Source organism: Paenibacillus chartarius (assembly GCF_042432825.1).
Lineage (GTDB): Bacteria > Bacillota > Bacilli > Paenibacillales > NBRC-103111 > Gordoniibacillus > Gordoniibacillus chartarius.
The window spans coordinates 34,969-44,036 of sequence record NZ_JBHLWN010000030.1; the positions used below are offsets into that span (position 1 = coordinate 34,969).

The window sequence follows — 9,068 nt, forward strand, 5'->3', positions numbered from 1 at the left end:
GTCTATGGGGTCAATTGATCGTCTGGCGCTCGTTGCGAATATCGGCTTCCTGCATGAAGGCATGTCTCGAAATGCAGGAAGTTTTTTTGCAATGGCAAGATGTACCGTGACAAGTCACTTGGGCTTAGAACTAAATATCCAGATGATGTAGAAAAATATTCACGATTCTTGAGCTATTGGATAAATGGGAAAAAGGATTATCATGGTAGTAAATCCTTTGATCAAAGGGGTTTTATTTTTTTGACAGCATTATGATACATAATGTATCAATCACAAAACAGGAGGCATTTCCTATGCGCAAGACACTTTCGCCTACGACAAAGAGGCGAGCCAGCAAGACGTTGACGTCGATGCTGACAGTCCTGCTGTCGATTGCTCCGGCTTCAATCGGAGCTGCGTCGGTGCAGGCTGCCGAGGCAGTCGATGTGATCTCATTGTACGTCCCTCATTATACGGTTGACGAATCGGATGAAGCGGTCGTGATGACCGTGACCCGGTCCAATCCGACATCCGGATCGGTCAGCGTCGATTTTGCAGCAAAGGGCGGTACCGCAGTGGCAGGGAGCGATTTCATTGCCTCCTCCGGCACGCTTACCTTCGGGCCAGGTGAAACCTCGAAATCCATTGTCGTTCCTCTTATCAATGACGCCCAGCACGAATCGGAGGAGTCGTTCGAAGTGGAACTCAGCAATCCGGTCAATGCTGTCATCGGCTCGATCGCGAAGGCGGGCGTTACCGTCACCGACAATGATGCTGCGGTTGGACCTGGCCGGTTGTCGCTTGAGCATTCTTATTACAGCGCGGGTGAAGATATCGGCTCTACTGGCGTCACCATCCTTCGTACGGACGGTTCCGACGGGGAAGTGAGCGTCGAAATGAATTCCGTCAGCGGCTCTGCAACCGAAGGGTCCGACTACGAGTCCTTTCACAGCACGGTCACTTTCGCTCCGGGGGAAATCAGTAAAACGGTCGATATCGTCATTTACGACGACGGTGAAACCGAAGGCGACGAAAGCTTTACGATCGCTTTGAGCAATCCAACGAACGGAGCAATATTGGGAGATTCACCGTCTGCGGATTTCCAAATTATCGACAACGATAATTGGATGCCGGATCCTCCAGGTCAATTCCAACTGGAGTCCGAAACGTATACGGTGAACGAAGGAGGAACGTCGGCGACGCTGATCGTTACCCGGACGAACGGAGCAGGCGGAACGGTTTCGGTACCTTACGGAGTCAGCGGCGGAAGCGCGTCGGAAGGGTCGGATTACGGCAGTGTAGGCGGCTCGGTGACTTTTAACGAAGGAGAGACCTGGAAAGCTATCGACGTTCCGATCTACGACGACGGGGAGTACGAGGGCGACGAGACGTTCCATGTTTCACTCGGACCGCCTTCCGACGGCAGTCTCGGCTCGATCACCAGCTCGACCGTAACGATTACCGATAACGATCCGCCGCCAAGCGGCGCCGGTGAACTCCAGTTTGAAACGGTATACTATCAAGCAGGCGAGGGTGACGGTACGTTAACGTTAACGGTAAAGCGAGAGCTCGGATCTGCCGGTGAAGTCAGCGTGGACTATTATCCGACGAACGATACCGCCATGAACGGCAGTGACTACGGGCTTAACGGCGGGACCTTAACGTTTACGGACGGTGAAACGAGTAAAACGATTACGGTTAACCTCATCGACGATAACCAAATCGAGGCCGAAGAAAAGTTTTTCGTCTTCATTACGAATCCGACCAACGGCGCGACGTTAGGCGAATGGCAAACGGCACAAATTACACTTGCCGATAATGACACGCCTGCTCCGCTGCACGGGAAAGTGGAGTTTGACAGCGATAATGCCGGGGTCCAGGAAGGGGAAGGAACAGTTACGCTAATCGTGAACCGGGTGGAAGGCTATGACGGTGACATAGCCGTTACGTATTCGACAAGCGACGGATCGGCTTCCAGCGGCAGCGACTACGAAGCTGCGACCGGTACCATTCGCTTTGCGTCCGGGGAAACGTCCAAGACGGTTACAATACCGGTCTACGACGATTCGGAAATCGAGAATAACGAGAATTTCACGGTAACCTTGAGCAACCCGACCAACGGCGCGGCGTTAGGCTCGATTCCGAGTATCGATGTGACCGTGCTCGATAACGATCAATGGATCCCTGATCCGCCGGGGCAGCTGCAGCTGGAAGCTTCCTCCTATTCCGTAGATGAGACCGGCTCCTACGCAGTCTTGTCGGTAATCCGAACGAACGGAGCGGGCGGCACGGTGACGGTTCCTTACGGGATTGGCGGCGGCAGCGCTGCTGAAGGTTCCGACTTTATCGGCGCGGGCGGGGAACTAAGCTTCGCTGAGGGGGAAACTGCAAAGATTATCGAGGTTCCGATCCTGGACGATAGTGAATATGAAGGAAATGAAACGTTCTACGTATCGCTGGGCACACCGACAGGCGGAGCCGAGCTGGGCGCTATTACTTCGTCGGAAGTAACGATTATCGACAACGATCCTCAGCCTGAGCGTTACCCGGGTCAGTTCGAATTTGACAATTCTATATATGACATTATAGAAGGAGAAGGTGCATTAACCTTAACCATTAACCGTACGAACGGCTCGGATGGGGAGGTCAGCGTGGATTATTCCACAATCAACGGTACGGCCGAATCTGGCGCAGATTTCGAAGCGGCAACCGGTACGCTGTATTATGCCGAAGGGGAAACGTCCAAGACGATATCGATTCCGATTCGGGACAATGCGACTCTCGAGCTGCCGGAGTATTTCACGATTTCCCTTAGCCATCCTACGAACGGCGCGGTGTTAGGCGCTATCGCACAGGCAACCGTACGTATTGCAGATAATGACAGCTGGTATAGCCGGAATACGAAGCTTCAGTTCGATAAGCCGCTTTATACCGTGACAGAGAACGAAGGTGCGGCTGTTTCGCTGGTTGTGGAGCGCTCCGGCAGCACTCAGGGCGAGCTGACGGTTCAATATGCAACGGAAGACGGCTCCGCTCTGGCGGGCAAAGATTATATAGCCGCATCAGGAACGTTGACATTTGGCGCCGGGGAGGTCCGCAAAGCCATTCAGGTCCATATAATCGACGATAACAAAATAGAACCGTTGAAGCGTTTCAGCATCCGGCTTTCCGCTCCATCCAACGGGGCGAAATTAGGTCCTGCCGATCAGGCCAACGTGATCATCAGGGATGATGACAGGCGGGGGAGACCCGGCACGCACTATCCATTTTTATCGGATGAAGATGTAGAATAACGCGATATGAAGTCAAAACAAAGCACCCGCCGTCGATGCGTTGATGGCCGGTGCTTGTTTTGTTCAGGATGCAATAAAATTAGCTTGGTCACGTTCTTTTCCTCTTGTCGATGAAAATGTATTATAATAGACTCGCTTACCCCCGGGACGATGGACGAATAGAGCAGGAGTTATTCAAGGCTGGCTCGAAGGAGCCACACGCCGGGAGGCTAGGAGTCGGATGAACTGCTGTGTAAACAACTATATATTTATATTCAGGAGGCTATTGGGTGAAACTAGATACTTTTCCAACACTTGAGACGGAGCGGTTTATTTTACGGAAGATGACCGTATCCGATGCACAAGCGGTTTTCGAGCATTTCTCCGATGGCGAAGTTACGAAGGATATGGGAATCGAGCCATTTACGGATACAAATCAGGCTTTGGAATTAATTCATTATATGAACGGCTTGTTTGAAGAAAGAAAGGCATTTCGTTGGGGGATCGTAAAAAAAGACGATCATGCTTTGATCGGAACTTGCGGCTTCAATAGCTGGGAAGTGAATCGTGGTTCACGCGGCGAAATTGCTTACGATTTAAGCAAGCCGTATTGGCGGCAAGGTTACATGACAGAAGTTCTGAAGGGTGTCATCCATTTCGGATTCCATACATTAGGATTGTACCGCATAGAGGCGTTTACGAATGTAGATGCGGCACCTTCGATCAATTTCTTGCAAAGCTTGGGTTTTACCGAGGAAGGGATATTGCGCGGATATTCGCTAATACACGGGGAATATGCCGATCAGCGATGTTTTTCGTTACTAAGAACAGAATGGAACGTTTCGGTGTAAGGTTAAGTGAAACTGCCAATAATCTGGCAGTTTTTTTTATTTGCGCAGGGCACGCAAATTTTTGCGTGGGCGTACGTCATTATTTGCGGAAATCAATGACCCCAGCTGGGTTACTATTCCTATAGAAACCAAAAGCAGCGCGCTATCCATGGTGATCGAGTTGGTCTTGTTATGTTTCCTCTTATCGGCAGCGGCACTCGCCATGCAAAACGTTTTATTTTTGAAAGTCAACTCGAGGATTTGGCGCTGCATGAGGACGTATTAACTGCGAAGCATGCTGTTCAACGCATCGAATTTCGGGGAAGCGATGTAAACCTGGAAGGCTCGCCGATCCCAACGGAAGCCTATAGCGGCTTTCTTCTGTGCGTACTTCTTTCTGCCGGGGCGGCATGCTGGTTTGACCGAGAAGTTATGGATAAGTGGTAGATAACGAAAGACATGAAAGGGCAGGACATCATGCTTACAGCATCATATCGATGTTTAGGAGGACAACAATGAACGTGCAAATTTTACAATGGGGCTTATTCTCATTTATGCTGGGGCTGATTTTGTCTCTTCCGCTTGCTGCGGTGCATTATCAAAGCTCGCCGCAATGGACGAAAATATTTACGAATCCGCGGAAATTGAAATCGGCGCATCTCGATTTTTTCACTCAAGCCTTTGCGGCTGCGTTTGTGTATTTGCTTGAATATGCGCAGCATGCCGCATTCCCGCTGTATATTATCGTTCCTTTGATCTTTGGTACGGTTTGTAATCCTTTGCTGCTGTTAATCGAGGCAACGCCGATTCATCGCAGAGGGTCGGGAAGAATCTTATACCTTTTGCTTAGATCCGTTAGCCCAGTCGCTTTACTATTCGCATGGGCTTCAATTGCATGGGTCGTCCTGCCGGCTTCTCTCATCTTGTTGTTGTCAGCTTTCGTCCTTGCTGGGGCGATTCTGATCCTGAGATATAGACGGAAAGGATAGGTGGGCGGTCTGGAAAGCTTTAACGTACTTTTAAAGATCAATCGGCGTGAACCGAATACGAAAGAAGCTGCCATGAGGTGAATTCAACAATTCAAATCCTTTTCCCCGGATATGAAGAAGCACGGCCTTCAATCCTAGGAAAAGGATTTTTTCTATTTCTCTATCAAGATATGTGTCTCATTTTATAGAAAGTAAGGGCTATTCGTCGGGTTCCTTCCCAGAGAGTTTGCATAATCTAGCACAGTCGATATATATATGTTCACTTTGGGAGGGAAGCCGTTGTGAAAGGGGTTATTCTTGCGGGGGGCAAAGGAACTCGCTTAGCTCCAATGACGTCGATCATGAACAAGCATCTGCTGCCAATAGGAAAATATCCTATGATCCATTATGGGATTGAGAGACTGGCGGAAGCCGGCGTGAAAGATATTCTGCTGCTGATCTCCAAGCAGTCGGCCGGTTTATATTGCGATTACGTAGGTTCAGGCGATCAGTTTGGCGTTCGCATCACTTTCCGTGTCCAAGAGGACGCCGACGGCATTGCCGGCGCATTAGGCTTGGCGGAAGGCTTTGTTCAGCCGCAGGATAAATTCGTCCTCCTGCTTGGCGACAACCTGTTCGACGACTCGCTTGGCGCTTATTTGGCGGCGTTTGCCCGTCAAGAGAAGGGAGCCAAGGTGCTGCTCAAGCAAGTGGATGATCCGCGGCGATTCGGCGTACCGGAGCTGGAGGGCGACAAGATCAAGCTTATTGAGGAGAAGCCTTCCAAGCCGAAATCGTCCTATTGTGTGACAGGGATTTACATGTATGACGGGACTGTGTTCGAGAAAATCCGGAGCATTCGTCCTTCGCGCCGTGGAGAGCTGGAAATTACCGATGTCAACAATCTTTATGCCGCCGAAGGTTCGTTGACTTACGAAATTTTACAGGGCTGGTGGACGGACGCCGGTACATTCGCTTCGCTGCTTGATGCATCCAATTATTTGCAAGGCAAGGAGCGGAACGGCCGATGAAGCTATTGGTGACAGGCGGCATGGGCTTTATTGGAAGCAACTTTGTGCGATACTGGCTGGACAAACACCCGGAAGATGAGGTGGTGAATCTCGACAAGCTGACCTATGCAGGGAACCCGGCGAATGTAGAGGATCTGCGGGATCGTCCGCAGCACCGGTTTATCCAGGGGGACGCTGCAGCCCGCCGATGGATCGACCGGTTGTTTGAGACGGAGCAATTCGATTACGTGGTGCATTTTGCCGCCGAATCGCATGTAGACCGCAGCATTCGCGATCCCGGCCGGTTTGTGAAGACGAATGTGGCGGGCACACAGCACTTGCTGCAAGCGTCGCTGAATCACCGGATCAAACGGTATGTGCAAATTTCGACGGATGAAGTATACGGCAGTCTTGGCCCGGAAGGCTTGTTCAGCGAAACGACGCCGCTTGCGCCGAACAGCCCGTACTCGGCAAGCAAAGCATCCGCAGACTTGCTTGCGAGAGCTTATTTCGAAACGTTCGGTTTGCCCGTTCTGATCACCCGCTGCTCGAACAACTATGGCCCATACCAATTCCCGGAGAAGCTCATCCCGACCATTATTACGCGCGCTTTGCGCAATGAAGACATTCCGATCTACGGCGACGGACGCAACATTCGCGACTGGCTGTACGTGGAAGACCACTGCAGCGCGATCGAGCTGGTTCTGCTCAAAGGCGAGCCGGGGCAAGTGTACAATATCGGAGGCCGCAACGAGCATACGAATCTCGATATCGCAAGGCGAATACTCCGGGAGCTCGGCAAGCCGGACAGCTTAATCAAATTCGTACCGGACCGGCTTGGTCATGACAGGCGGTATGCGATCGATGCGGCGAAAATCGAGAACGAGCTCGGCTGGCGCGCCGTGGAGAACTTCGATACCGGACTGAAGAAAACGCTGCAGTGGTACGTGAAGCATACGGATTGGTGGCAGGATATTTTGAGCGGACGATACCGGCAATTGCTGCCATAAGCGAAGGGAGGCAGAGGTTCCATGAAGCTGTTGATTACCGGAGCCGGCGGGCAGCTGGGTCGAGATTTGACACGTGTACTGTCTCCTGAGCATGAACTGAGTGCTATGGACAGGAAGGCGCTGGATGTAACGGATGAAGAAGCGGTACGAGAAGCCGTGGACCGGCTTCGGCCCGACGCCATCGTCCACTCGGCCGCCTACACGAACGTGGATCAAGCGGAGGGCGATGCCTGGAGCGCTTACCGGGTCAATGCGCACAGCGCGTGGAATTTGGCGGTGGCGGCGCACAAGACCGGAGCCAAGCTCGTGTATGTCAGCACGGACTATGTGTTCGACGGCCGAAAGGGCTCGCCGTACGCGGAGACCGACAAGCCGAACCCGCTGAACGTGTATGGAAGCTCCAAGCTGCTGGGCGAACAAATTACGAAGGCGATCTGTGCGCGTCATTACATCGTGCGAACTTCGTGGCTGTATGGCAAGCACGGAAACAATTTTGTCACCAAGGTTGCAGCCAAGGCACTACAGGAACGCAAATTGACTTTGGTTAACGATCAATTCGGCTCGCCGACATATACGTTCGATTTGGCCGAATGGATCGGCCGGCTGCTGGAAACCGAGCACTACGGGATTTACCATGCCTCGAACCGGGGCTGGTGCTCCCGATACGAATTCGGTTTGGAAATCGTGAAGGCGCTCGGTCTATCCGGTATCGAGATCAAGACCGTCAGCGTGAACGATTTGAAGGAGACGGCCTCTCGTCCGCAGCACTCGGCATTCGCCGATAGGGAAGCCCAGCTTCGCGGACTGCCCAGGCTGCGGGACTGGAGGTCGGCGCTGCACGATTTTATCCGCAACGATTATGAAGCTAAGGGGGATTCGTATGCCCATTGAAGGGGTAGCGATCAAGAAGCTGATCAAGCATTGCGATGACAGAGGTTTCTTTATGGAGCTGCTGCGTGAGGACGATGCGATATTCGGCCGTTTCGGGCAAGCTTCGATGTCGATGAGCTATCCGGGAGTCATTAAAGCGTTTCATTATCATGAGCGTCAAGACGATATTTGGTATTTCCCGGTTGGTAACGCGCAGGTCGTGCTTCATGACAAAAGGCCGGATTCGCCTACGTTCGGAGAGACGAATGTGTATTATATGGGGGAAGATAATCCGTATTTGCTGTTCATCCCTCGCGGCGTTGCGCACGGTTACCGGGTTCTTGGGGCAAGGCCGGCAACGATTGTTTATTTTACGAACGAGGCCTACGATCCCGGCAATCCCGATGAGTACCGTATCGCGTACGACGATCCGGAAATCGGCTTTGACTGGAGAACCAAGTTCCGGTAACGGTTGAATAAAACGATGACAAGACTCCGCAAGGCATATTGGTCAAGCCCCAATTTTGTAGACATTGAAAAAAGCCCTAGGCTGCGAGCTGGCGTCGGTACTCTAACGGCGTCAGCTTGTTTAATTCCAATTGAATCCGTTCTTCGTTATAAAACCGGATAAACTCCTCAATTCTTCTTTGTGCTTCGTCCACGGTTCGTATATCATAGGGATAGAGCGCTTCCGCTTTGAGATGCGAGAAAAAGCTCTCCATAGCGGCCATTGTCAAAACAATTGCCGCGGCGAGACATGCTGATTTGGGCGCCAACCTGTGGCAGCATGTCGTGGTATGCACGAGACGTGTACTGGCATCCCTGATCGCTGTGAACGATCAAACCAGTCACGTCTTCTTTATTCACTAATGCTTGTTTAAAGGTTTCTAAAACAAGCGTCGTATCGTTGCGGGAACTCATTTGATACGCTACGATTTCTTTGGTACACAAGTCCTTAATGGCAGACAGGTACAACCACGTATCTCCGACCGCATATTGCGTGATGTCGGTCACCCACTTTTGGTCAGGTACTTCCGCTGTAAAGTCACGCTGCAGTAGATTTTCAGTTACCCGAGGAACAGAACCATCTCCCTGTGGCTTCGATTTGCGTTTACGGCGTATAATCGAC

Annotated in this window: 10 protein-coding genes; 8 read left to right on the top strand and 2 right to left on the bottom strand. The window is 51.6% G+C overall.

Annotated features, from left to right (window positions below; all coding sequences use genetic code 11):
* Positions 1 to 293: 293 nt before the first annotated feature.
* From ACFFK0_RS08060 to ACFFK0_RS08095, 8 genes are all read left to right on the top strand, one after another.
* Complete coding sequence (locus ACFFK0_RS08060) at positions 294 to 3,272, top strand: Calx-beta domain-containing protein (protein WP_377469572.1); 2,979 nt, start codon at positions 294 to 296, stop codon at positions 3,270 to 3,272.
* A gap of 269 nt (positions 3,273 to 3,541) precedes the next feature.
* Complete coding sequence (locus tag ACFFK0_RS08065) at positions 3,542 to 4,102, top strand: GNAT family N-acetyltransferase (RefSeq protein ID WP_377469573.1); 561 nt, start codon at positions 3,542 to 3,544, stop codon at positions 4,100 to 4,102.
* Positions 4,103 to 4,273: 171 nt separating this feature from the next.
* Positions 4,274 to 4,528, top strand: coding sequence for a hypothetical protein (locus ACFFK0_RS08070; RefSeq protein ID WP_377469574.1), 255 nt, complete (start codon positions 4,274 to 4,276; stop codon positions 4,526 to 4,528).
* A gap of 68 nt (positions 4,529 to 4,596) precedes the next feature.
* Entirely contained in the window at positions 4,597 to 5,070 is a 474-nt protein-coding gene (locus ACFFK0_RS08075) for a hypothetical protein (protein ID WP_377469575.1), read from the top strand.
* 281 nt (positions 5,071 to 5,351) lie between these two features.
* Complete coding sequence (locus ACFFK0_RS08080) at positions 5,352 to 6,080, top strand: sugar phosphate nucleotidyltransferase (protein ID WP_377469577.1); 729 nt, start codon at positions 5,352 to 5,354, stop codon at positions 6,078 to 6,080.
* Positions 6,077 to 7,069, top strand: coding sequence for a dTDP-glucose 4,6-dehydratase (gene rfbB / locus ACFFK0_RS08085; protein WP_377469578.1), 993 nt, complete (start codon positions 6,077 to 6,079; stop codon positions 7,067 to 7,069). Before ACFFK0_RS08080 ends, rfbB begins: the two co-directional genes overlap by 4 nt.
* Before the next feature lie 21 nt (positions 7,070 to 7,090).
* Positions 7,091 to 7,960, top strand: a complete 870-nt coding sequence (gene rfbD / locus ACFFK0_RS08090) for a dTDP-4-dehydrorhamnose reductase (protein WP_377469579.1) — start codon at positions 7,091 to 7,093, stop codon at positions 7,958 to 7,960.
* Positions 7,950 to 8,408 (top strand): dTDP-4-dehydrorhamnose 3,5-epimerase family protein, encoded by a 459-nt coding sequence (locus ACFFK0_RS08095; protein ID WP_377469580.1) that lies wholly within the window; start codon positions 7,950 to 7,952, stop codon positions 8,406 to 8,408. Before rfbD ends, ACFFK0_RS08095 begins: the two co-directional genes overlap by 11 nt.
* 76 nt (positions 8,409 to 8,484) lie before the next feature.
* Here ACFFK0_RS08095 and ACFFK0_RS08100 read toward each other — a convergent pair whose 3' ends face one another.
* Together ACFFK0_RS08100 and ACFFK0_RS08105 are read right to left on the bottom strand one after the other, a co-directional pair.
* Positions 8,485 to 8,670, bottom strand: a complete 186-nt coding sequence (locus ACFFK0_RS08100) for an IS3 family transposase (protein WP_377469581.1) — start codon at positions 8,668 to 8,670, stop codon at positions 8,485 to 8,487.
* Positions 8,612 to 9,068, bottom strand: a 457-nt coding sequence (locus ACFFK0_RS08105; RefSeq protein ID WP_377469582.1) for a DDE-type integrase/transposase/recombinase, incomplete at its 5' end; no start/stop codon positions are given. The genes ACFFK0_RS08100 and ACFFK0_RS08105, both read right to left, overlap by 59 nt.